At 38.3% G+C, this 22,907-nt stretch carries 18 protein-coding genes; 9 read left to right on the forward strand and 9 right to left on the reverse strand.

Annotated elements, in window-relative coordinates; all coding sequences use genetic code 11:
• Positions 1–37: 37 nt before the first annotated feature.
• Together fadJ and fadI are read right to left on the reverse strand one after the other, a co-directional pair.
• Positions 38–2,179, reverse strand: coding sequence for a fatty acid oxidation complex subunit alpha FadJ (gene fadJ / locus Q4493_RS00710; RefSeq protein WP_303448617.1), 2,142 nt, complete (start codon positions 2,177–2,179; stop codon positions 38–40).
• Positions 2,180–2,196: 17 nt separating this feature from the next.
• Positions 2,197–3,501 (reverse strand): acetyl-CoA C-acyltransferase FadI, encoded by a 1,305-nt coding sequence (gene fadI / locus Q4493_RS00715; protein WP_303448618.1) that lies wholly within the window; start codon positions 3,499–3,501, stop codon positions 2,197–2,199.
• Between the two features lie 264 nt (positions 3,502–3,765).
• On the opposite strand from fadI, the gene Q4493_RS00720 reads away from it, so the two are divergent.
• The 8 genes from Q4493_RS00720 (at position 3,766) to Q4493_RS00755 (ending at position 12,239) form a co-directional block, all read left to right on the forward strand.
• Positions 3,766–4,722: a MoxR family ATPase gene (locus Q4493_RS00720; RefSeq protein WP_303448619.1), complete on the forward strand. Its 957-nt coding sequence runs from the start codon at positions 3,766–3,768 to the stop codon at positions 4,720–4,722.
• 20 nt (positions 4,723–4,742) lie between these two features.
• A complete protein-coding gene (locus Q4493_RS00725; RefSeq protein WP_303448622.1) occupies positions 4,743–5,771 on the forward strand; it encodes a DUF58 domain-containing protein in 1,029 nt (342 codons plus the stop codon).
• The gene (locus tag Q4493_RS00730) at positions 5,759–6,289 is read left to right on the forward strand and encodes a DUF4381 domain-containing protein (RefSeq protein WP_303448624.1); all 531 of its coding nucleotides are present in this window, start codon (positions 5,759–5,761) and stop codon (positions 6,287–6,289) included. Before Q4493_RS00725 ends, Q4493_RS00730 begins: the two co-directional genes overlap by 13 nt.
• On the forward strand, positions 6,289–7,323 hold the full coding sequence (locus tag Q4493_RS00735; protein WP_303448625.1) for a VWA domain-containing protein: 1,035 nt from the start codon (positions 6,289–6,291) through the stop codon (positions 7,321–7,323). The genes Q4493_RS00730 and Q4493_RS00735 overlap by 1 nt, the downstream gene beginning before the upstream one ends.
• Entirely contained in the window at positions 7,316–9,166 is a 1,851-nt protein-coding gene (locus Q4493_RS00740; protein WP_303448627.1) for a VWA domain-containing protein, read from the forward strand. Before Q4493_RS00735 ends, Q4493_RS00740 begins: the two co-directional genes overlap by 8 nt.
• Complete coding sequence (locus Q4493_RS00745; protein WP_303448628.1) at positions 9,160–10,824, forward strand: BatD family protein; 1,665 nt, start codon at positions 9,160–9,162, stop codon at positions 10,822–10,824. The genes Q4493_RS00740 and Q4493_RS00745 overlap by 7 nt, the downstream gene beginning before the upstream one ends.
• Positions 10,825–11,017: 193 nt before the next feature.
• The gene (locus Q4493_RS00750) at positions 11,018–11,533 is read left to right on the forward strand and encodes a sigma-70 family RNA polymerase sigma factor (protein ID WP_303448630.1); all 516 of its coding nucleotides are present in this window, start codon (positions 11,018–11,020) and stop codon (positions 11,531–11,533) included.
• Positions 11,526–12,239 carry a DUF3379 family protein gene (locus tag Q4493_RS00755; RefSeq protein ID WP_303448631.1) on the forward strand — a complete coding sequence of 238 codons (714 nt, stop codon included), beginning with the start codon at positions 11,526–11,528 and terminating at the stop codon, positions 12,237–12,239. The genes Q4493_RS00750 and Q4493_RS00755 overlap by 8 nt, the downstream gene beginning before the upstream one ends.
• 361 nt (positions 12,240–12,600) lie before the next feature.
• Here Q4493_RS00755 and putP read toward each other — a convergent pair whose 3' ends face one another.
• Positions 12,601–14,088 carry a sodium/proline symporter PutP gene (putP, locus tag Q4493_RS00760; protein ID WP_303448632.1) on the reverse strand — a complete coding sequence of 496 codons (1,488 nt, stop codon included), beginning with the start codon at positions 14,086–14,088 and terminating at the stop codon, positions 12,601–12,603.
• A gap of 214 nt (positions 14,089–14,302) precedes the next feature.
• Between putP and Q4493_RS00765 the strand changes: the two genes are divergently transcribed.
• Entirely contained in the window at positions 14,303–15,526 is a 1,224-nt protein-coding gene (locus Q4493_RS00765; RefSeq protein ID WP_303448633.1) for an EAL and HDOD domain-containing protein, read from the forward strand.
• Positions 15,527–15,647: 121 nt separating this feature from the next.
• Here the strand turns inward: Q4493_RS00765 and galE are convergent, their stop codons facing one another.
• The 6 genes from galE to cysD form a co-directional block, all read right to left on the reverse strand.
• On the reverse strand, positions 15,648–16,658 hold the full coding sequence (gene galE, locus Q4493_RS00770; RefSeq protein WP_303448635.1) for a UDP-glucose 4-epimerase GalE: 1,011 nt from the start codon (positions 16,656–16,658) through the stop codon (positions 15,648–15,650).
• 88 nt (positions 16,659–16,746) lie between these two features.
• Complete coding sequence (locus Q4493_RS00775; RefSeq protein WP_303448637.1) at positions 16,747–17,703, reverse strand: DHHA1 domain-containing protein; 957 nt, start codon at positions 17,701–17,703, stop codon at positions 16,747–16,749.
• 100 nt (positions 17,704–17,803) lie between these two features.
• On the reverse strand, positions 17,804–18,409 hold the full coding sequence (gene cysC / locus Q4493_RS00780) for an adenylyl-sulfate kinase (protein ID WP_303448639.1): 606 nt from the start codon (positions 18,407–18,409) through the stop codon (positions 17,804–17,806).
• A gap of 78 nt (positions 18,410–18,487) precedes the next feature.
• Positions 18,488–20,215, reverse strand: a complete 1,728-nt coding sequence (locus Q4493_RS00785) for an SLC13 family permease (protein WP_303448640.1) — start codon at positions 20,213–20,215, stop codon at positions 18,488–18,490.
• 119 nt (positions 20,216–20,334) lie between these two features.
• Positions 20,335–21,759, reverse strand: coding sequence for a sulfate adenylyltransferase subunit CysN (gene cysN / locus Q4493_RS00790; protein WP_303448641.1), 1,425 nt, complete (start codon positions 21,757–21,759; stop codon positions 20,335–20,337).
• An 87-nt stretch (positions 21,760–21,846) separates the two neighbouring features.
• Positions 21,847–22,746 carry a sulfate adenylyltransferase subunit CysD gene (gene cysD / locus Q4493_RS00795; RefSeq protein ID WP_303448642.1) on the reverse strand — a complete coding sequence of 300 codons (900 nt, stop codon included), beginning with the start codon at positions 22,744–22,746 and terminating at the stop codon, positions 21,847–21,849.
• Positions 22,747–22,907: the final 161 nt, after the last annotated feature.

Here is a 22,907-nt window from a genome sequence, read left to right on the forward strand (position 1 = left end):
TAAATTTCCTCTTATTCGACTTTCAATTTGGTTGCTTTTAGCTATAAAACTTAGCGTTACTTTCAGCCATTTCGACAAGTTTAGAGCAAGGAGCAAATCGTTCTCCACACTCATGCTTAAAAGCATTCATTTGTTTTACAACTTCCGCGGCACCTAAGCTATCAATGTAGTTAAAAGGACCACCTAAAAACGGTGGAAAACCTATACCAAAAATGGCGCCAATATCACCATCTCTAGCATTTCTAATAATTCCCTCATCTAAACACCTTACCGCTTCATTTAACATCATATAAACGCAACGTAAGCTTATTTGCTCAGCTGATAGCTTTTCTTGCTTAGTAATCGATAATAATGGATACACCGTTTCATCAACGACTTTCTTTTTGGTATTGTACTGATAAAAACCTTTTTTCACTTTTCTCCCTAAACGACCATCAGCAATTAATTTATTAAATGCTTCTGGCGGAGAAAAACGATCGCCCAATTCCGCTTGTAAAATAGGACCTATTTTCGCGCCAATATCAATACCAACTTCATCTAACAATTGCATCGGACCAACAGGAAAACCAAACTTCACTAAAGCTTTGTCTAATTTTTCAACAGGTTCACCAGCAAGTAACAATTGAGCCGCTTCGTTCATATATGGCGCAAGAATACGGTTAACATAAAAACCCGCTTTGTCTTTTACAACGATGGGGGTTTTACCTTGTTTTTTCGCTAACGCAACCGTCGTTGAAATCGTCTGATCTGAGGTTTTATCATGCGCAATAATCTCAGCAAGCGGCATTTTATCAACCGGTGAAAAATAATGTAGACCAATAACATTTTCGGGACGTTGAGCTAATTGCGCAATCTGACCAATAGGTAAGCTGGAAGTATTACTAGCGAAAATCGTAGTCTCTTTACAATGACTCTCAATATCAGCCACCATATTTTGTTTTAACGTTAAGTCCTCAAATACCGCCTCAATAACCACATCAACATTTTTAAAACCTGAGTAATCTGTGGTACCTGTGATCATCGCCAATTGCTTTTGCATTTCGCTTTTCATCATAAAGCGACGTTTAACTTTTTTATTTAATAAGTCAAAGCTGTATTTAAGCGCTGAATGTATTCCTTTTTGATTAATATCTTTAATGCGAACCGGAAATTTAGCCTTCGTTGCCGTAACAAATGCAATACCGCCGCCCATCAAGCCACCTCCAAGTACACCGACATTATTGACAGCAGCAGCTTCAACGCCTTCAATGCCTTGCTCTTTTTTCATATCAGTGGTTGCAAAAAATATTTGTCTCAACTGCGCTGAGACATCTGTCATCGCTAATTGTCCAAAATTGTCCGCTTCCAGTTGATAACCTTTAGCTTGAGATTGCTCGACACCAGTTTTAATACAATCGATAATTTTTAACGGGGCAGGATAATTGCCTTTGGTCTTTGATAACACCGTTTTAGTGGCTTGATTAAATAACACTTTACGGCCAAAAGGTGTGCGCTCTAAAATTTTACCAACTACATTTAATTTAACCGTTTTAGCTGATTGAGCACCGGCTTTAACTTTACCAGATAAAATAAATTTCTCGGCGACTTCTACCAATACAGTGTTAGGCACCACATCGAGCACTAAGCCCGCTTTCAATGCTTGTTTAGCACGAAGTTGTTTACCCGTTAGCATCATATCTAATGCTTTTTGAATACCTACCAGTTTAGGTAAACGTTGAGTACCACCACTGCCTGGCAACAAGCCTAACTGAACTTCAGGTAAACCTAATGCTGTTTTAGGGCTATCGCTACATACGCGCGCATGACATGCCATTGCTAGCTCTAAACCACCACCTAAACATGGACCATCAATAGCAGCAATCACCGGGATAGTTAATGATTCAATTTGATCAAAGATCATTTGACCTTTGCGTGATAAAGCGGTTGCTTCTTCTGCGCTTTGACAACCGGCGATCATATTAATATCAGCACCAGCGACAAAAGAATCTTTTTTACCACTGATTAACACTAAACCTTTTAAGCTTGTGTCGGCTTTGATTTCTTGTAAAACCTCGGCAATTTCTTCTGCAAATTCTGCTTTTAAGGTATTCATCGACTCATCGGCTACATCCATCATCAAATGAGCAATATTATTTTCTTGACGAATAAGCGTGAAGGTATTTGTTTTTTTGTTAGTCATTAGTCTGTCTCCACTTATTAGTCTGTTTCAACGATCATGGCTGCGCCTAAACCACCAGCGGCGCATGCTGTCGTTAAGCCTGTTCCACCGCCACGACGTTTTAATTCATTTAAAGTTTGTACGATTAAACGTGTCCCTGTTGCCGCAAATGGATGTCCATAGGCAAGTGAGCCCCCCATCACATTGAATTTATCCATATCAATATCACCAATCGCTTTATCGCGACCAAGATTTTCCTGAGCAAATTTCTTACTGGCAAACATTTTCATATTGGCCAAGGCTTGTGCTGCGAAAGCTTCATGCATTTCAATTAAATCTAAATCTTTGAGTTCCATGCCAGCACGTTTAAGTGCGATTGGCGTGGCATAGCTTGGCCCCATTAACATATCTTGCCACACATCAATCGCGGCAAATCCATAGCTTCGAATATAGCCAAGAGGTTGATAACCCAATTCTTTCGCTCGCCCTTCTCGCATCATTAAAACGGCTGAAGCACCGTCAGTAAGCGCTGTACTATTTGCGGCGGTAACGGTGCCGTGTTTACGATCAAAACACGGACGTAATTTTGCGTAACCGGCTAATTCTGAGTTATCTCTAAAACAATTATCTTTATCGATGAATGCTTTATAAGGCTCAACATGAGCTGCCATCACTTCACCGTCAAGTTTGCCTTCTTGCCAACTTTTCGTAGCTAGCGTGTGAGAGCGATGCGCTAATTCATCTTGCGCTTGACGAGAAATGTTATGAGTTTTCGCCATTTGTTCAGCCGTCTGTCCCATAGAAATACCCGTAGAATATTCAGCAACTGCAGGAGGTACAGGTAAAATATCTTTAAAACGTAACGATTTTAAAATCGACAATTTTTGCCCTAAGGTTTTTGTTTTACTTAAATCAAGTAAAGCACGTGCAAATTTTTTCGATAAACCAATTGGCGCGACAGAAGAAGAGTCTGCACCACCGGCCACACCAACATCAACCATGCCTGCCATAATAGATTCAGCTACATTCACCGTTGATTGAAAACTAGTCGCACAAGCTCTTGATACGCTATAGGCGTCTGTATGAACATTCATTCCTGTACCTAACACGATTTCACGGGCAATGTTTGGTGCTTCTGGCATTTGTACGACTTGACCAAACACTAATTGATCAATAATTGCGGGATCAACATCATTTCTTTTAATGAGTTCATTTACTACCAACTTACCTAAATCAACTGCGGGTACACCGTGAAAAGCCGTAGCTTGTTTAGCAAAGGGTGTTCGCAAACCGGCGACAATGGCGATGCGTTCACCTTTTGCTGTTTGTAATTTAATTGTCATTGTTGATCCTTAAAAATTATTGAGCAAACAAGAGGTCAGACCTCTCAGCTTTTATTCCATTCTAACGTGTAAAATTGATATTTCAACTTAAAGCAGATGATGTGAGTCATTTTTATCCATATGATGCTCCCTATTACCTAAATTATTCGTAATAAATTTACTTACAATTTTATATTGGTACTTGTATTTCAAATGAGGAACCATATATAAATCCTAAGGTCGAAACTTTCTCGTAACACTTTAAACAAATAAGAATAAACCATTATGGCTATTGAACATTTTTCTTCACTAAAAGAACATTTATCAAAACAAATCATCGGACAACATGCATTAGTAGAGAACTTACTCATTGCCTTATTAGCAAATGGTCATTTAATTGTAGAAGGTCCTCCGGGTCTTGCAAAAACACGTGCAGTAAATTCATTAGCACAAGGTTTAGAAGCGGACTTTCATCGCGTACAATTTACTCCTGACCTTCTACCTGCCGATTTAACAGGAACTGACATCTATCGTCCTGAAGATGGCACCTTTGTTTTTCAACCGGGGCCTTTATTTAGAAACTTAGTCTTAGCGGATGAAATAAACCGCGCACCGGCTAAAGTGCAATCGGCATTATTAGAAGCAATGGCCGAAGGGCAAATAACGGTTGGCCGAAACACTTACCCATTGCCCGATTTATTTTTAGTCATGGCAACTCAAAACCCTATTGAACAAGAAGGTACTTATCCATTACCGGAAGCACAATTAGACCGATTTTTAATGCACGTTGAAATTGACTATCCCGATGCAGCAAGCGAATTAGAAATACTGAAGCTTAATCGTGGCGAAGCCATTAAACATGAGCAAGAAAAAGTTCAAGAAATAACCCAAGAGAATATTTTCGCGGCCCGTGAAGAAGTCATGAAAATTCATATGGCGCCTGCAATAGAAAAATATATTGTTGATTTAATCATGGCAACTCGCCAACCCGAAAAATATGACGATAATCTTAAAAAATGGTTAGCGTTTGGCGCAAGTCCTCGGGCAACTATTGCTTTAGATAGATGTGCTCGTGCACGCGCTTGGCTACAAGGCCGAGACTTTGTTGGTCCTGAAGATGTTCAAGCCGTTTTCCATAATGTATTACGTCATCGTATTTTATTGACATATCAAGCAGAAGCCGAAGGGATCAGCAGTAATCAATTACTCGATCACTTATTAAGTTTAGTGGCGATATCTTAAATAAAAGGATTATTTAAGACATGTGGTTAAAACAAACACAGCAACCATCATCAACCAGTGCTGAAGACAAACTTGTTTATTTGTTGTCTTCTGGCATTGATTTATCTATCGATGAGTTGATCCAGTATCAAAACAAAGCTTCATTGATCAATTTAACTGCGGTAAAAAACATTCAAAGTCAAATGAGTGGTAATTACTTAGCCCGCAGCAAAGGTCGAGGTATGGAGTTTGATGAAGTTCGACATTATCAAAATGGTGACGATATTCGCGCAATTGATTGGCGAGTTACGGCCCGTACCGGCACCACACATACTAAACTTTTTCGCGAAGAAGTAGAAAGACCGGTTATTATTGCCACTGACTTAAGCAGTAACATGTTGTTTGGTAGTCAATTATTATTTAAATCAGTACAAGCGGCTCATTTAGCAGCGCTAGTTGCTTGGCATGCAAAAATACGAGGCGATCGCGTTGGCGGTATTGTATTTAATGAATTTCAGCACAGTGAATTAAAGCCCCGTAGCCGCCAACAAGGTGTTTTGCATTATATTCATACCCTGATGACCTGTCATGAACAAACAATTGCTCACGTTCAAAATAACGAACCAAACAGCAATCAATCGATTGATGACAAAACAAATAATCAACTCGCTTTTGAACAAAACTGCCTACGGATCAGACAAGTATCACGTCCCGGTAGCTTAGTGTATTTGATCACAGACGGGCATTACATTAGCCAAGAAGCAATCCGACATTTAAGTCATATCACTAAACATTGTGAATTAGTGGTTTGTTTAATTTCAGATCCGCTTGAACATCAATTACCCAAGAGTGATAAAAAACTCAACGTTAGCATTACTGATGGTCAGCAAAAGCAGCAATTAACTCTAGGTGATGAAAAAATAGCTCAACGCTATCACCAACAAGCTCAAGCAATGCTTAACGAAAAAGAGCAATTATTAGCAAAATCAGGGGCTAGATTACTGCATTTTTGCGCCAGTCAATCATTAGAAGAACAACTAAAGAACGGAGTAGCTTCATGGATCCGTTAGCCGATTTAAAAACGATACATTTACCAGAACAAATCAATAATTATCCGCTTGCGTATGGATGGTGGATATTATTGGTTACTTTATTAATCTTAGTCGTTTGGGCATTAATAAAATACCGTAAACATCGCCAACATTGTCAAGCCAAAAAACAAGCAATGCAAAGCCTTAAAGAAAACACCTTAGATACTGAACAATTGATTTCATTGATAAAATGGGCTGCAATGCAATACTTTCCCCGAGAACAAATTGCCAGCTTAACAGGCGATGCTTTGCAAGCATTTCTGGTGTCATGTTTGCCCATTAAGCAGCAACAAACTTTTATAGTGCGTTTTCAACCTGCACTCGAAAAAAGATACCAACGAGATGAACCACTCGACAATAATGATGATTTAGCTGAAGCCGTCATGTTATGGATAAAACACGCTTTGCCAGCTAAAACATCCGTTCAAGTCTCGCCGCAAAATACCAGTAACAACACTTCGTTAACGAAGCCAGAAAAAATGGCAGGTGTAAACTAATGATTGAATTTGCACTTCCATGGGTTTTTCTTGTCTTACCTTTACCTTTAATCGTGTATTGGTTACCCGCGAAAAAAAATACCGAAGCAGCTCCTTTGAAAATGCCAACCATTATTCAAGGCATGAATAGCAATGAGCACGGTAGTTCTCGTAAAAAAACACCGCTATCGTTATTGATCAGTGTTTGGCTTTTACTTGTATTAGCAGCAAGTCAGCCACAATGGTTAGGTGAAGCAGTTAACATTCCTACTCAAGGTCGAGAGATGATGGTTGCCGTAGATTTATCTGGCAGTATGCAAGTAGAAGACATGAGTCTAAATGGCAGCACGGTAAACCGCCTTGATATGTTAAAAGTGTTATTGGGGGAATTTATTGACCGACGTGTTGGCGATAGATTAGGACTGATTTTATTTGGCGATGATGCCTATATGCAAACACCGATGACATTTGATAGAAAAACGGTTCAACAAATGCTTGATGAAACCGTGTTAGGACTTGTCGGTAAACAAACAGCAATAGGCGACGCCATTGCCCTAGCGGTAAAACGCTTTGATGAAAAGAAAGAATCAAACCGAGTGTTATTACTATTAACCGATGGTCAAAACACCGCAGGTAAAATCACGCCTGAACAAGCACTTGAACTAGCTGTAGCCAAAAAAGTCACTATTTATTCAGTCGGTATCGGTGCTGATGTTATGATCCAACGGTCTTTATTTGGTAAAAGACGTGTTAACCCGTCCAGTGAATTAGATGAAGATACGCTCACGCAACTTGCCGAGCAAACCGGTGGTAAATATTTCCGTGCAAGAAGCAGTGACGATATGAGTGAAATTTACAACCTGCTCGACCAACTAGAGCCTGTTGAACAAGAACAACAACAAATGCGTCCATTAACCGCGTTGTTCTTCTATCCATTAGCGCTAGCGCTTATTTTGACTTTTTTCTATATTTTATTGCTTAACGTACCTAATACATTATTTTCTCGCAAGCGTAAGCAAAATTCAGCTCCAGTAGTAGGCGGTGATCATGGCTGATTTTCATTTTATTAGACCTTTATGGTTAATCGGCATTGTTGCATTGATATTCGCGTTATATTTACTGAAAAAATATCGCATCAATCAATCAGGCTGGCATCAACTTTTACCTGCTCATTTATCGAAAGTGTTAGTCGATGGCTCAACTAAAACACAGTCAGCTTCTTTAATGCTGCCTTTTATCATCGGCTTACTAACGATAATTGCACTTGCAGGGCCAACTTGGAAAAAGTTACCGCAACCGGTTTATCAATTAGCACGCGGCTCAGTAATTATTATGGATATGTCGTATTCGATGTATGCGACTGACTTATCACCTAATCGATTGACACGTGCCCGCTATAAAGCGATTGATCTATTAGACCAACTTAATGAAGGTGAAATAGGTTTAATTGCTTATGCCGGTGACGCTTTTACAATAAGTCCACTCACTGAAGACATCAATAATATCAAACTATTATTACCCTCATTAAGTCCAGATCTTATGCCTGCATTAGGCAGCAACCCATATTCAGCACTCGCATTAGCCAATGATATGCTTAAAAATGCCGGTCATTTAGAAGGTGATATTTATTGGTTTACTGACGGCATAGATCGTGAAGACCTACAAGACATTACTCAATGGAATCGCAAGCATCCCTATCGACTAAACATTTTGGCTATTGGCACCTCTGAAGGCGCGCCAATTAAGTTAACAAACGGCGAATTAATGAAAGATGACAATGGCTCAATTGTTATCCCTAAATTAACAGAAAAATCGTTACAAGGCGCAGCAAGCAGTGGCCAAGGTTATTATGCCCGTATTACCAATAGTTCTGCCGATATTAAACATTTAGTCAGCCAACCGATTGTACAAGATGATGATAAAAAATCGGAAAGTGCACAAACGGGCGATCAATGGCAAGAATTCGGTCCTTATTTATTATTACTCGTGTTGCCGTTAGTGTTGGGATATTTTCGACGTGGCAATTTATTAGCCATTATTCCTTGTCTATTCCTTTTAACACCGACACAACCTGTGCATGCTGACTTTTGGACTGACTTATGGAAAACCAAAGACCAACAAGGCCAAGCTCACTTTAACAATAAAGAGTTTGAACAAGCAGCCGAGCAATTTGAAAATTCTCAATGGCAAGGCAGCGCTCATTACAATGCCGGCAATTATGAACAAGCTTTAGCGTCATTTCAAAAAGGCAACGATGCACAATCACTTTATAATCAAGGTAATGCACTAGCAAAACTACAAAAGCTTGATGAAGCAATTACAGCCTACGATAAGGCCTTACAACTAAACCCTGATCACCAAGATGCACAAGCGAATAAAGCTTTATTAGAAAAATTAAAGCAACAGCAAGATCAACAGCAGCAACAAAACCAAGAACAGCAAAACGATCAAGAAAACAGCGATCAAGAAAATCAGGATCAGCAGCAAGATCAAAATGGTGATCAACAACAAGAGCAGCAAGAGCAGAGCGAGCAACAACAGTCTGATCAAAACCAACAACAAAACTCAGATGAAAACGCAGAACAAGACTCAGAGCAAGATCAGCAACAACAAAACGAGCAACAACAAAACGAGCAACAAAGCCAAGAGCAAAAAGAACAAGAAGAGCAAGAGCAACAAGCCGAGCAGCAAGAAGACGAATCGGCTGAACAAAGTGAACAACAGCAACAGGCTCAAGCTATAAAAGCCCAGCAAGAAAAAGAAACTGAACAAAAACACAAACAATTATTGAATAAAGTGACTGATGATCCTTATTTATTATTACGCAATAAAATGCAATTGGAATATCAAAAGCGTCGTCAAGACAGAAGTAGTGTAGGAGTTAAGAAAAAGTGGTAAGAATAATAGTAACATTAATCGGCTTATACGCTTTATTGCTAACTAAAACCGGATTTGCTTTTGTTAATGTAACCGCAACCGTTGATAAAAACCCGGTGGTGGTATCCGAGTCATTTGTATTAACGGTGACCGCTGATGACGACATAAATACCAATGCATTAGACACCTCTCCTTTGATGCAAGATTTTATTGTCGGAAGAACATCCGTAAGTACGCAAACAAGTATGATTAACTTTAAAACCACGCGTACCACAAAATGGTCAACGGTATTAATTGCGCGAGAAGCAGGCACAAAAACAATTCCAGCTTTAACAGTAGACTCAGCAGTAACTCAGCCAATAACACTTAATGTCCTTGCCGCGAGCGATCCTCAAGCAAGCAAACAACAAGATTTATTTATTACTACGGATATCTCTGCCAAAGAGGTTTACGTTCAGCAACAATTAACCTTAACCGTTAAATTACACTTTGCGGCAGAATTAAAACGAGGCAGTTTAACCGAGCCTTCCTTAACTGGCGCGAACATCACGCAAATAGGCAAAGACAAAGAAGCAGATACCATCATTAATGGACGTCGTTATCGTGTCATTGAACGCACTTATGCCATTAGCCCGCAACAAAGTGGAGAGTTCACGTTAAAATCACCGATATTTTCAGGTGAAATTATGCAGCCATCTACCAGACGTAACGGCTTTTTAAGTTTTGCCGAAACCAAACCCGTCAGTGTCATTGGTGAAGAAATACCGTTAACTATTCGCCCCATTCCTGCAGATTATCAAGGTGCTTGGTTACCGAGCGAATTATTATCCATTCACCAAGAGTGGCAGCCATCGCCAGATAGCTTTATCGTCGGTGAACCTATTACGCGTATTATCACATTAACAGCAGCAGGGCTTTCTGAAGAACAATTACCTGATATAGAAATGGCGATGCCTGAAGGTTTAAAAGTATATCCAGACCAAGCCGAATTACATACTGGTTTAAATAATGAAAGATTGGTCAGTCAAAAAGTGAAAAATTTTGCCATTGTTGCTAATAAAGCCGGGGTTTATCAATTACCTGAAATCATCATTCCATGGTGGAACACAGTGACCAATCAATATCAACAAGCAGTTATACCTGCGCAAACAATAACGGTAGCAGCAAATCCAGAGCAAACAGCACAAGCACCTATTTCATTAGCTTCAGAAATGCCTGATTTAAACACACAACCGAGTACGGCAACTAAAACTGTCACCGTTTATCAATCCTCTTGGTTACAGTGGTTATTTTTAGCCTTGTGGTTATTAACTTCTTTCGCATGGTTTATCACTTATATCCGACGAAATAAATTATCATCTTCAAAGCAAAAAACGTCTAACGTAAATGATAGCTACTTAGCACTATTAGCCGCATGTAAACAACATAATGGCGAGCAAGCGTTAGCCCTTTTAGTCCCTTGGTATAATTCAATGGTGAATCAAAAAATATCGACCATTGCTGATGTTATTCATCATACTCAGCATGAGACATTAATAAGTGCGATTAATGATTTACAACAATGTACCTACAGTAAAGACACGCAACCTTGGCTAGGTGATGATTTAATGAAGGCAATAACAGAGGTTAACAAACAACCGAATATTTCTGCTTCACCCACCTTTGCGATCAATCCTTAAGTCCCTTTTGATAAGCTAGTAAGTTATCCAAATTTACTAGCTTTTATCCGCTATTTTTCCAAATTCAAGATGAATGCCTAAAATTCAGCTAACGTTAACCTTTAAAGAGCAACCACTAGAAAATAACCCCAAATTAACGAAAATAAAAAATTAATTTGGAAATAAAAAATCACCAGCTCGGGTCTCTTCATATATGGCGACAAAACAAGTTAGATACGAAGCACTAGTAAAAGCCTTACATAGCGATTTATACCGTTATGCTTATTGGCTCTGTCACGAAAAACAAGTGGCTGAAGACTTAGTGCAAGAAACATTTTTAAGGGCATGGCGAGCTTTAGATTCTTTAAAAGATGAAAAAGCCGCTAAGTCATGGTTGATCACAATTTTACGGCGTGAAAATGCACGTCGTTTTGAACGTAAACGTTTTGAAATGAGTGAATATGAAGAAGCAACTATCACAGACACGCGTTCAACAAGTTCAGAACAAGAAATTGAAAACCATTGGCTGCGAGAAAAAATAGCGCAAATGCCTGAAGAATACCGAGAGCCTTTAGTGTTACAAGTTATTGGTGGTTTTAGTGGTGAAGAAATAGCTTCAATGTTATCACTGAATAAAAATACCGTCATGACTCGACTCTTTCGAGCCCGTAATCAATTAAAAGAAGCTTTAGATGAAGAACCCAAGCTAAGAGGTCAATACAATGGATGATTTGCTATTTCGACGCAATATTTATGCAGATCCCAAAACACCTGATCCAGATGTTATTTCTGCAATAAATTCAGATCCAGCCAAGCAAAAGTTTGCGCATGAGCTTGAACAATTAGATCAAAAGATTTTTGATGCGTTAAATGTTCCTGTGCCTGAAGAATTAAGTGAGAAACTTATTTTACGTCAATCATTGGCGAGTCATCAGCAACAGAAGAAATCGACGAGAATAAAATTAGCCGTTGCCGCTTCCGTTGCCTTTGCTATTGGCTTAACCGTCAATCAATTACAATTCTCCCATGCGTACAGCTCTATTGGAGACTATGCAATTGCTCATACCAATCACGAAGCAAAACAGTTTAGCAATAATGCTGAAGCTAACGTAACCCTGACAGCTTTAAATAAAAAAATGGCAAGTTTTAATGGTCAATTTTCTGCTGATTTAGGCGAGTTAATAATGGCGGAGTTTTGTCGTTTTGATGGCATGAAAAGCTTGCATTTAGTGCTTAAAGGACAAAATTCACCGGTTAATATTTATGTGGTGCCTGCTAATGATCACCTCGCTTATATGAAAGAATTTACTAACGGTGAACTTAACGGAGTAGTTAATGACTTTAAAGCAAGCCAAATCATTGTGGTAGGCGATACTCAAGAACCATTAAAACAATGGCAAGAGAAAATTAATCAAAACATTCGCTGGTCAACCTAGGGCGTGTCAATCTTTCACGATGATTTTTTGCAACAGTTTGTTTGGTATTTATACAAAGCATTGCGAATGATATGTGGTTATTCCACCTCAATGAGCAAAAATGTAGTAGAAATGACAAACAAACGTTGCCCGAAGGGTTCAATTAAAAGTCATTTTTTATTCGTTGTTCGCTATTTACATGGAACAACCATGCTACTTAACTCACGCCTTGAATAAATGACTTTTATTTTGAACAAAGTTTAACCTCGAAAGGTCAACACGCCCTAGTGTATTCAAGATTGAATAAATATATATAGATAAAGAGAAAAGCCGAACGATTGTTCGGCTTTTCTTTTACTGTTTAAAAAGTTTCACGAAATAATTAAGGATGATGCGTTAACATTTCATCGAATTTACCTTCGATATCATCTTGTGGCTTATACGTTAATTTACTCACAATAACCACAGCCAAACTACACACTATAAAGCCAGGTACAATTTCATAAATAATAGAACTTAAACTTTGACCATCAATAGTAATTGGCGCATATATCCAAAACAATACAGTTGCTGCACCACTGACCATACCAGCTAGCGCGCCGTTACGATTCATTTTTCTCCAATATAAACTAAAGATAACGATTGGACCAAATGCCGCGCCAAAACCTGCCCAAGCATTACTCACTAAACTTAAAATAGAACTGTCTCTATCGTAAGCTAAATAGATAGCAACCAATGCCACCACTAACACAGATATACGTCCTACGAAGACTAATTGTTTTTCACTGGCTGTTTTATTTAAAAACGCCTGATAAAAATCGCCCGTTAATGAACTTGAAGTCACTAATAACTGAGATGAAATGGTACTCATTATCGCCGCTAAAATCGCCGCTAATAAAAAGCCAGAAATAAGGGGGTTAAAAAGTAATTGTGATAAAAGCACGAAAATCGTTTCAGGATCCTCTAATGGTGTACCTGTTTTAGCAATATAAGCAATCCCAATAAAGCCTGTCGCCATCGCTCCGCAAATAGAAACTATCATCCAACTCATGCCTATGCGGCGTGCAGTCGGGATATCTTTTACTGAACGAATTGCCATAAAGCGAACTATAATATGAGGTTGACCAAAATAACCAAGCCCCCATGCCATGGCTGACAATATTGCGACTATCCCGACACCATTAAATAAATTTAATAAATCTGGGCTGATTGATTCAACACTTGCCGTGACTTGAGAAATCCCCCCCATGTCATTTAAGACAACGACCGGCACTAAGATCAAAGCAAGGAACATAATACAACCTTGAACAAAATCCGTTAAGCTAACCGCAAGAAAACCACCAAACAAGGTATACACAACAACAACCCCTGCGGTAATGTACAAGCCTAACTCGTAATCAAGGCCAAATGAACTTTCAAATAATTTACCACCCGCTACAACACCTGACGAGGTGTATAGTGTGAAAAACAAAATAATAACGATAGAGGAAACTAAACGTAAGGCTCGAGATTTATCACCAAAACGATTTTCAAAATAATCTGGTAGTGTAATAGAATCATTAGCAATTTCGGTATACGTTCTTAAACGCGGAGCAACAATTAAATAATTTAAAAAGGCACCTATAACAAGCCCTAATGCTATCCACATACTGCTTAAGCCGGTTAAATACATGGCACCAGGCAAGCCCATTAACATCCAGCCACTCATGTCAGACGCTCCTGCTGACAAGGCAGTCACCGAAGGGCTCAAACTACGCCCTCCTAGCATATAACCTGAAACATCACTCGTTGATTTTCTATACGCGTATAAACCTATTGCCAACATCGCAATAAAATAGATAGCAAGTGAAACTAAAGTACCTGTAGCCAAAAGAGCCTCCTAAAGTGTATCGTTTTATGAAAATATTTATTATTTGTTAGAAACAAAACTGTTACACACAGAAAATATATTGAGTGTTATTATGCGGATCTCAAAATGCATTACCATGCTTTTAGGAAAATAATCTGACTTTTGGTAAAAAAAGAATGAAATATCAATGCATTTCTCATATATTCATACTATAAAAAGGTAAACAGGATCTTCTATGTATTTCTACGCAGCCAGACAACCTATTCTAGACAAAGAAAAGAACCTCTTTGCTTATGAATTATTGTTTCGCGACAGTATAGATAATGTATTTCCAGATGTTGATGGTGATGAAGCCACCAGTAAAATGGTTGAAGCAAGTAAGTTCAATTTAGGTATCAGTGAATTTACCGGCAGCAAACCAGCGTTTATCAATTTCACGCTAGAAACCATCGAACAAGGTTACCCTGAAATGTTAACCACGGATGAAGTAGTGGTTGAGATTTTAGAAACCGTTAAACCTGGCAAAAAACTGCTGTCCTTATGTAAAGATTTGGTCGATAAAGGTTACACCCTCGCCTTAGATGATTATATTCATCAGCCAGTTTGGGGACACTTTTACCCTTTCGTAAAAATTATTAAAGTAGACTGGCAAGACACTAGTCTCGAGCAGATCAAAGAAATCAAAATCGCAATTGCCAATCATCCACATATTCAATTATTAGCGGAAAAAGTAGAAACCTATGAAGAATATAATCAAGCATTAGAGTTAGGTTTTGAATTATTCCAAGGTTTTTTCTTTGCTAAGCCAGAAATGGTGAAAACAAAGGCATTATCGCCTTCGCAAATTGCCATGGCTGAATTATTATATGAAACATCGAAGCCAGAATTAGACTTAGCAAGTATCACGTCTGTTTTCGAACGTGACGTTTCTCTTTCATATAAATTATTACGCTATGCAAACTCTCCTATTTTTAGACGGAGAAGTGAGATATCGACGATTAAACAAGCCCTCGTGATTTTAGGCTCAGGTGAACTTAAACGCTTTTTAGGCTTAATGTTTGCCACGAATGTTAATCCTGATAAACCGACAGAATTAATTAACGCGGCGATGACTCGTGCAAAATTTTGTGAGATGGTTGCTCAAGATATTAATGCACCAGTAGATACTTCCATAGCTTTCTTAACCGGTTTATTGTCGTTAATCGACGCTATACTTGATGAAAGCTTAGAAAGTATTTTAGGCAAGCTTCCTCTCGCTCAAGAGATTAAAGACGCCTTAACCACGAAAAAAGGTGTGTTAGCGGCTTTAATTACCTTAGTAAAATTAATTGAACATGCCGATTGGGATAAAACAGCCACCGTGATGGAAAAATTAGGCTTGAGTAAAGAAAAAGTGGTTAAAGATTACAATGAAGCTATTGCATGGGCAGATGAACAATCTCAGCTCGCTCAAAGTTAATGCTTTTCACCGTTGAGCTCACAATTTCTCATATTGTTTATTAGGTCGTGTTGATCTTTAAAACAAAAAAGAGCCGAAAGGCTCTTTTTTTGTCGGCTTTTTTAAGTTTACGATAAGTATTTTACTCAAAACCATTCGGATTTTGTGATTGCCAACGCCACGTATCAGCTATCATAGCATTTAAGTCTCTACTCGCTTGCCAGCCAAGTAACTCATTCGCAACACTCGCGTCTGCATAAACCGTCGCGATATCCCCAGCCCGACGCGGCACAATAGTGTAAGGAATATCTTGGCCACTAATTGCTTTAAATGCATTAACAATTTCAAGCACGGATGTTCCCTTACCTGTACCAATATTAATCGGCTGACAACCCGATATTTTAGTTAAACTTTCAAGCGCTTTTACATGGCCAACGGCTAAATCAACTACATGAATATAATCTCTAACTCCAGTACCGTCTGGCGTATCATAATCATCACCGAATACTTGCAACTGAGGCAATCGGCCAACAGCAACTTGCGCCACATAAGGTAACAAGTTGTTAGGTATACCGTTTGGATTCTCACCAATTAAGCCAGTTTCGTGTGCACCAATTGGATTAAAATAACGTAAACAAGCAATTGACCAAGCATCATCGCTTTTGGCTAAATCCTGCAAAATATGTTCAACCATTAACTTAGTTTGACCATACGGATTGGTAGCTGAAATAGGCATAGTTTCTACAAGCGGTGCAGGGTTATTTTCACCATAAACCGTTGCCGAAGAGCTAAACACTAAATTTTTAACATTATGCTTTGCCATCACTCTAAATAAAGTTACTGAGCCAGCAACGTTATTTTGATAATAAGCCAAAGGTATTTCATTAGACTCACCCACCGCTTTTAATCCTGCAAAATGAATAACAGCTTCGATACTATGCTGCTCAAAAATACTGTTTAACGCAGCTTCATCGCAAATATCCGCCTCAATGAAAGTAACTGTCTTACCGGTAATTTGCGTGATACGGTCTAACACTAATGTGGAAGAATTCGACAAATTATCAACAATGACGATATCTTTATTTAACTGTAACAACTCTACAACCGTATGACTGCCAATATAGCCAGTACCGCCGGTGATCAATAAACCCATAATGTTCCTTATCTAATTGTCTTATCAAAGATCGCTATAAAGTAGCCATTAATAATAAATGATGGCAAATGAATGTTTGATTTCTATATTAAGTGTAATATTGTGCCACGGCTTTAATAAATGCGTTAATCATTTCTGCAGGTAATTCATTCACCCCAGCTGCTGCGGCTCTTCCTCCACCTGTGGGGAATTCGGCACAAATATCGCCAGCACCTTGTTTATTATTCATTGGTGCTCGTAAGCTAACGGTATAACTCGCATCACGGTTTATCGTGAAAACAATATGCGCTTTTTCCGGTGATTGATTAGCTAACTCATTGCCAAATACACCACTTACTCGCCGTGCCCACGCTTCATCAGGTAATTCGACCGCCTTACATTGTTCATTATCAGCCAATATTTTCGCATTGATCGCTTTGTCCATATCTTGGTGATAAGCGTTCTCTAACTGATGATACACAGAATCAGTTTCAGCAATTAATGTTAGTGGGTTTTCGTACTTTACTAATTGCTGAAACAGTTGATCAGGCGCAAAATGCAAATCATCAACACTGCGTCCATAGCCATTGTAATTAATATAAATACCCAAAGCTTTTAGTTGCGATTTTTCCAAGGGCGTTAACCCCATTTGATTAGCAAGCGCTTCAGCAGATGCAAGCATATTGTCGCCATAGGCAGCAGCAATCGCCCAATTAACATATTGATTTTCAAGATAAGTGTTTACAAGCAAGCTAGTACAAGTATTGGCATCAGTATCAATGATCGCGTGCAACTTATCGGTTTGTGGAATATCACCAGCTCTATGATGATCCACATAAAACACATCAACATCATGATTTAAAAGTTGAGTTAACGCTGTAATGTTTTTTTCCATGGAAACATCAAGTATGGTGACAGACGTTGCCTGTTCGGTAGACACGTTCTCTACCAAAGCAATATCACGTTTTACACCAGTGATCAGCGTTGATTTTTTCGGCTCAGCTAATCGTAATTGTACTAACGCAATGATGCCATCCGCATCACCGTTAAACACATCAAAATGCATAAATTAACACTCTTCCTTTTCAAGTTTAAAGATAACTCGCTTTTCTCGTTCAACGTTCAACCTAGTGATGATTGTAACGACGAGATATGTCTCTTCTAAACTATTTAATATATTGATTATTCAGTAAGTATTGAATGATTTGCTCCGCGCATTGACGAATATCTTGTTCTGCAGTTTTCACATGAATCGTTGGATTCTGAGGAACGTCATAAGTAGAATCTATACCTGTGAAGTCTTTTATTTCACCCGCACGTGCTTTTTTATAAAGTCCTTTAGGATCACGTTGCTCACAAATAGCAATTGGCGTGTCGATAAAAACTTCAATAAACTCGCCTTCCACTAATAAATTTCTCGCCATTTCTCTATCTGCAGCAAACGGTGAAATAAAGGCAGTTGAAACTATCGTACCAGCGTCGATAAAAAGTTTTGATACTTCGCTAATCCGGCGAATATTTTCCACTCTGTCTTCGTCACTAAAACTTAAATCACCATTTAAACCATGACGAACATTGTCACCATCAAGTAAATAGGTATGACAACCACGCTCGAATAGTAATCGGTCGACAGCATTTGCCACGGTTGATTTACCTGAGCCACTTAAGCCGGTATACCACAGCAAGCAAGGACGCTGCCCTTTCATTTCAGCACGCTGCTGTTTATTGACTAATTGCTCATGCCAAACGGTATTTTCAGTTTTCATATTCATTATTTATTCACTATTAAAATTTGTTAATGCAGAATGTCTTCTCGCCAAATCAATTGCTCACCTATTGATTGAAGCTTACTAAAAAGGAAAAACATATGGCAATAGTATTAATACAACCGAGCTATATGCCAAAGATACCGGCAAGCCAAAGCAAACAAAGTCTTTTAAGGTATAATTACCAGCGTTATACACCATAACATTTGTTTGATAGCCAAACGGACTGATAAAGCTGCCACTGGCAGCAAAGGCCACCGCCATAACAAAAGGCAAAGGACTAACTCCTAAACCTAATGCAATGTTATAAGCGATAGGAAAAACCAAGGCAGCCGCGGCACTATTAGTGATCAACTCTGTGATTAATAAGGTAGTAATAAAAATAACCACTAAGGTGAGATAAGCGCTTTGGCCATGTAAAAAACTTTCAATATTAACAGCAATTAATTCAGCTACACCGCTAGTTTCAAGTGCATTAGCAAGCGTTAATGCTCCCACCACAATCATCCAAATTTCTAAAGGAAAACGGCGCTTTATTTCATTAACCGTTAAACACCCGGTAAAAATGAGCAGTGAGATATAGAAAATTAAACATTTAAGTAAAGTAACATTTAGCAAAACGGAAACAAGAATACTGGCAATAAAGCCAAACAAGGTTAAATTATCGCGCCATCCTGACAGCATATTATCGGGTTTATGTCCCGACAAAATATAAAAGTTTTTCGTTAAGTTAGTACGTGCGCTAAAGTCATTACCCACCGCTAAAACAAGAAAATCACCAGGTTTAATGACCATTTCACCTAGCTTGCCTGATAAGGAGCTTCCTTCGCGCTTAATGGCAACAACAGCAGCATCAAATCGTGCTCTAAAACCCGCTTTTTTTAAAGTTTTCCCAACGATAGTCGAATCAGGCTTAATTAATACTTCGGTTAAATTATCTCTTAATAAACCACTTTTTTCAGCGTATAAGGTTAATCCGTCAAATTGCTGTAAAATTAATATTTTCGAAATATCACCTGAAAAAATAAGCTTATCATTTTTCAAAATAATCTCGTCAGGTGACACAGGTGAAATCAACCGGCTATTTCGAATAATTTCAACTAAAAACAACGAGTCTAAATTTCTTAAGCCATTTTCTTCGATAGTCAAACCGAGCATTTTTGAATCAGGGCTCACTTGGGCTTCTAACAAATAATCTTGGTTAGAAGCATGTTCTTCTTTAATATTCGGCAGTTTATTTTGACGGACAATGATTAATATTAAACAAATCAGCAAGGCAACAATGCCTATCGGAGTAAAATCAAAAAAGCTGATCCCTTCATGACCTTGTTCAATCAGCATTGTATTGACGATTAAGTTTGTTGATGTGCCCACTAACGTTAAACTGCCACCTAAAATGGCAGCAAACGACAAAGGTAGTAATAGTTTTCCGGGGTTAATTAAGCGATTATTTTTAACGGTAGAAATTAACGCTGCCACCACCGCGGTGTTGTTCATTAAAGCAGAAGAAAATGCGGTATAGGTTAAGGTTCTCACGGTTGATTTAAACGGCGAGCCATTAATCATTGTTGCTGACAGGCGACGTAAAATACTCGTTCTTTCAAATGAAAAAGAAGCTAATACCAATAAAATTAGGGTCACTAAACCAGAATTAACTGCATTGTTGAGAATATGCTCAGTATCAACGAAAGATGTGGCCAAACAGGTTAGCATTGCCGCTGAAAATACCCGTTCTGGTGTCCGTTGAAATTTTAAAAGTCCAATAAAGGTACCGATAAAAATGACTATTAAAAGCCATTGCATTGCTACCATTTTTATTTTCCTTTTCGAGGCTTGTTTTTCAATATAGATCAGTCGTTGATAATCAACCCTTTGACTATCAACGACTTCAGTAAGAATAAATCTATATGTTTAACTTGTTTAATCAACAGTTATTTCAATTTAGAAATATCACGTGCTCCCCAATGTGGGAAGTGTTTTCTGACAAGCGCATTATATTCAAGCTCAAATGCTGAAAATTCAGCTTTTTGATCTTTTGAAATGGCTTTATTGATCATACCGGCACCAACGGTGATATTACTCAAGCGGTCAATAATAATAAAAGCACCTGAGGTTTTATTATCGTTATATGCATCAAAATGAAGAGTTTCTGCGACTTCAAAATTTACAGAGCCTATTTCATTTAACGCCAATTGGGTCACTTCACTGGTTTCCATGGTATTGACATCAATGCGATGGTCAATATCAATAACATGTCCCGTTGTGGTCTTGCTACCATGTTTAATATAATATTCACGACCAGCTTCTAACTCATCTTCATGCATCCAAACCACTGACGCATTAAATTCTTTCGATGACTCAGGTAAAGCACCTTTTTTAACGATCATCTCACCACGGCTAATATCAATCTCGTCATCAAGCGTTAACGTAATAGCTTGACCTTTATCAGCACGCTCTAAATTACCATCAAAGGTTACGATAGATTTTACCGTACTTTCTTTCCCTGACGGTAAAGCAACAATTTCATCTCCTACGCGAATATGACCAGAACCAATCGTGCCAGAGAAACCTCTGAAATTTAAATTAGGACGGTTAACATATTGTACTTGTAGTCTAAATTGCGTGAAGCTTTCATCGTTATCTACAGAAATAGTATTTAACAGCTTCATCATAGTTGCGCCCGGATACCAAGACATATTGGCACTTTCTTCAACAACATTATCACCATTTAACGCGGAAATTGGTACAAATCGCACATCGCTAAATTCAAGGCCATCGGCAAAATCGCGATACTCTTTCTTGATTGACTGATATCGCTCTTGGCTATAATCAACCAAATCCATTTTATTTACCGCCACTAAAACATGCTTAATACCAAGTAATGAACAGATAAATGAATGACGACGCGTTTGAACTTGTACACCATGTCGAGCATCAATCAATATAATTGCTAAATCACACGTAGAAGCACCAGTTGCCATATTACGTGTGTATTGTTCATGACCTGGAGTATCAGCAATAATAAACTTACGTTTATCCGTAGCAAAGTAACGGTAAGCAACGTCAATGGTAATACCTTGCTCGCGCTCAGATTGTAATCCATCAACTAATAAGGCCAAATCAACCGCTTCACCCGTGGTGCCTGACTTTTTGCTATCATTTTCAATCGCGGCTAATTGATCTTCAAAGATCATTTTTGAGTCATGTAATAAACGCCCAATAAGCGTACTTTTGCCGTCATCAACGCTACCACAGGTAAAAAAGCGCAACATTTCTTTATTTTCGTGTTGCTTTAAATACGCTTCTATATCTGTTTCAAGCAAATTTGTTTCAAGTGAGTCTGATTGATTACTCATTTTTTTTCCTTTGGAATTCATTCTTATATCAGGATTAACGCCTGATACGGATTAATATTGTCAGTTGGATAAATCACTAATGAAAGCTTAAAAATAACCTTCCATTTTTTTCTTTTCCATCGAACCTGCTGAGTCATGGTCAATTACACGTCCTTGACGCTCAGAGGTTTTGGTTAACAACATTTCTTGAATAATTTCAGGTAAAGTCGTGGCATCAGATTCAACGGCTCCGGTTAACGGATAACAACCTAATGTTCTAAAGCGAACATTTTTCATCATCACTTCTTCACCCTCTTCAATCGGCATACGATCATCATCAACCATGATCAAGGTGCCGTCACGTTCAACAACAGGACGTTTTTCAGAAAGGTATAACGGAACAATTTTAATATTTTCTAAATATATATATTGCCAAATATCTAATTCAGTCCAGTTTGATAATGGGAAAACGCGAATACTTTCACCTTTATTTACTTTACCGTTATAAACATTCCACAACTCTGGACGTTGGCTTTTAGGGTCCCAACGATGATTTTTATCGCGAAATGAATATACGCGTTCTTTAGCACGTGATTTTTCTTCATCACGACGAGCGCCACCAAATGAAGCATCGAAACCATATTTGTCTAACGCTTGTTTTAAGCCTTGAGTTTTCATGATATCGGTATGTTTAGCACTACCATGCACAAATGGGCTGATATTCATGGCAAGACCTTCAGGGTTTTTATGCACTAATAGCTCAAAACCGTACTCTTTTGCCATTTGATCACGAAATTCAATCATTTCTTTGAATTTCCACGTGGTATCAACATGCAATAACGGAAAAGGTATTTTTCCTGGTGCAAACGCTTTTCGGGCAAGGTGAAGTAAAACAGCAGAGTCTTTACCGACAGAATAAAGCATCACTGGGTTATCAAACTCAGCAGCAACTTCGCGCATTATGTGGATAGATTCAGCTTCTAACTTTTGTAAATGAGTTAAATTCATTGGCTTCTTAACGTTAAATCCCTATTAAATATGCCATGAATTTTGACATAATAACCTAGTACAATCCAATATAAGAAAGAAATTTAATAGATAAAAAATGAATATCAAAACCATTCATACAATTATTTGGTATTAAGTCATGAATTATTTAGGGCGTGTTG

Source organism: Colwellia sp. 1_MG-2023, assembly GCF_030546755.1.
Classification (GTDB): Bacteria; Pseudomonadota; Gammaproteobacteria; order Enterobacterales; family Alteromonadaceae; genus Thalassotalea_H.

Excerpts from the sequence above, each read along its gene's own strand:
- fadJ (WP_303448617.1), bottom strand. The coding sequence starts at position 2,179 with ATGACTAACAAAAAAACAAATACCTTCACGCTTATTCGTCAAGAAAAT.
- fadI (WP_303448618.1), bottom strand. The coding sequence starts at position 3,501 with ATGACAATTAAATTACAAACAGCAAAAGGTGAACGCATCGCCATTGTC.
- Q4493_RS00720 (WP_303448619.1), top strand. The coding sequence starts at position 3,766 with ATGGCTATTGAACATTTTTCTTCACTAAAAGAACATTTATCAAAACAA.
- Q4493_RS00725 (WP_303448622.1), top strand. The coding sequence starts at position 4,743 with ATGTGGTTAAAACAAACACAGCAACCATCATCAACCAGTGCTGAAGAC.
- Q4493_RS00730 (WP_303448624.1), top strand. The coding sequence starts at position 5,759 with ATGGATCCGTTAGCCGATTTAAAAACGATACATTTACCAGAACAAATC.
- Q4493_RS00735 (WP_303448625.1), top strand. The coding sequence starts at position 6,289 with ATGATTGAATTTGCACTTCCATGGGTTTTTCTTGTCTTACCTTTACCT.
- Q4493_RS00740 (WP_303448627.1), top strand. The coding sequence starts at position 7,316 with ATGGCTGATTTTCATTTTATTAGACCTTTATGGTTAATCGGCATTGTT.
- Q4493_RS00750 (WP_303448630.1), top strand. The coding sequence starts at position 11,018 with ATGGCGACAAAACAAGTTAGATACGAAGCACTAGTAAAAGCCTTACAT.
- Q4493_RS00755 (WP_303448631.1), top strand. The coding sequence starts at position 11,526 with ATGGATGATTTGCTATTTCGACGCAATATTTATGCAGATCCCAAAACA.
- Q4493_RS00765 (WP_303448633.1), top strand. The coding sequence starts at position 14,303 with ATGTATTTCTACGCAGCCAGACAACCTATTCTAGACAAAGAAAAGAAC.
- galE (WP_303448635.1), bottom strand. The coding sequence starts at position 16,658 with ATGGGTTTATTGATCACCGGCGGTACTGGCTATATTGGCAGTCATACG.
- Q4493_RS00775 (WP_303448637.1), bottom strand. The coding sequence starts at position 17,703 with ATGCATTTTGATGTGTTTAACGGTGATGCGGATGGCATCATTGCGTTA.
- cysC (WP_303448639.1), bottom strand. The coding sequence starts at position 18,409 with ATGAATATGAAAACTGAAAATACCGTTTGGCATGAGCAATTAGTCAAT.
- Q4493_RS00785 (WP_303448640.1), bottom strand. The coding sequence starts at position 20,215 with ATGGTAGCAATGCAATGGCTTTTAATAGTCATTTTTATCGGTACCTTT.
- cysN (WP_303448641.1), bottom strand. The coding sequence starts at position 21,759 with ATGAGTAATCAATCAGACTCACTTGAAACAAATTTGCTTGAAACAGAT.
- cysD (WP_303448642.1), bottom strand. The coding sequence starts at position 22,746 with ATGAATTTAACTCATTTACAAAAGTTAGAAGCTGAATCTATCCACATA.